Origin of the sequence: Amycolatopsis sp. SID8362 (assembly GCF_010550475.1) — a bacterium.
Taxonomy (GTDB): Bacteria; Actinomycetota; Actinomycetes; order Mycobacteriales; family Pseudonocardiaceae; genus Amycolatopsis; species Amycolatopsis eburnea.
Window position 1 is genome coordinate 1 of the sequence record NZ_JAAGNB010000267.1, and the last position, 1,149, is coordinate 1,149.

Here is a 1,149-nt window from a genome sequence, read left to right on the forward strand (position 1 = left end):
CAGCTCGCCGTCGACCGCCCGGCGCAGCGGCGGCCCGTCGAGGCGCAGGCCGACGCGGTTCGACTCGGCCGTGACCGTCCACCACGCCGAGAGGCCGCCGGCCGCGTCTTCGAGCCAGTCGTCGCGGGGGCCGAGGGTCACCGGCACCACGAGTTCGCCGGACGCCGGCGCGGGCACGACGACGTCCGCGCCCGCCGGGATCCCCGTGGGCGTGCCGAGCGGGAGCACGTCGCCGACGCTCAACGGCTCGGGCCCGATGCCGGACAGGATGTCGCGCGACCGGCTGCCCAGCACCGGCTCGACGGCGATGCCGCCGGACACCGCCAGGTAGCAGCGCAACCCGGTCTCCGGCGTGCCGATCGACAGCGTCTGGCCGGCGCGCACCGGCACCGGCACGTGGGAGCCGAAGGACCGGCCGTCGACGGCAACGGAGACCGCCGGGCCGGTGACGGCGACCGTCACCGCGGCCGAGAACCGCGCGGTGAGGCCGCCGAGCAGGGCTTCGATCCCCGCGTCGGCTTCGGCGTTGCCCACCAGGCGGTTCGCCAGCCGCAGCGACACGGTGTCGAGCGCTCCGGAAGGCGTGACGCCGAGGTGGGCGTAGCCGGGCCTGCCGAGGTCCTCGACCAGCGCGTAGCGGCCCGGGTCCAGGACTTCCAGGCACCTCATCGGACGCTCCGGAAGCGGACGCGGTCGCCCGGCGCGAACAACGCGGGCGGATCGGCGTGCGGGTCGAACAGCGTCGCCGACGTGTGCCCGAGCAGCCGCCAGCCGCCCGGTGATTCGCGGGGGTAGACGCCGGTGAACTCGCCCGCCAGCCCGACCGAGCCGGCCGGGACACGGGTCCGCGGCGACTCCAGGCGCGGCTGGCGCAGTGGTTCCGGCAGGCCGGTCAGGTAGCCGAAGCCGGGCGCGAACCCGGTGAACGCGACCGTGTAGACGGCCTCCGTGTGCAGCTCGACGACCGCGTCGGCGGAGATCCCGGCGTCCGCGGCGATCAGGTCGAGGTCTTCGCCGTCGTAGACGACGTCGAGGGTGACTTCGCGCGGCTCGCCGTCGGGCGGGTGGGAGAGGTCGGCGCCGTCCAGCAGCGCCCGCACCGCGGCGACGCCCCCGACGACGAGCAGGCTGCGCGCGCCGGGCACGAGG

At 76.2% G+C, this 1,149-nt stretch carries 2 protein-coding genes; both read right to left on the minus strand.

From position 1 onward, the window contains the following. Window positions 1-669, minus strand: a 669-nt coding sequence (locus G3I65_RS08960) for a biotin-dependent carboxyltransferase family protein (protein ID WP_160695676.1), incomplete at its 3' end; no start/stop codon positions are given. After that, window positions 666-1,149 (minus strand): 5-oxoprolinase subunit PxpB (pxpB, locus tag G3I65_RS08965; RefSeq protein WP_160695677.1); only part of this gene is annotated, 484 nt, incomplete at its 5' end. The genes G3I65_RS08960 and pxpB, both read right to left, overlap by 4 nt.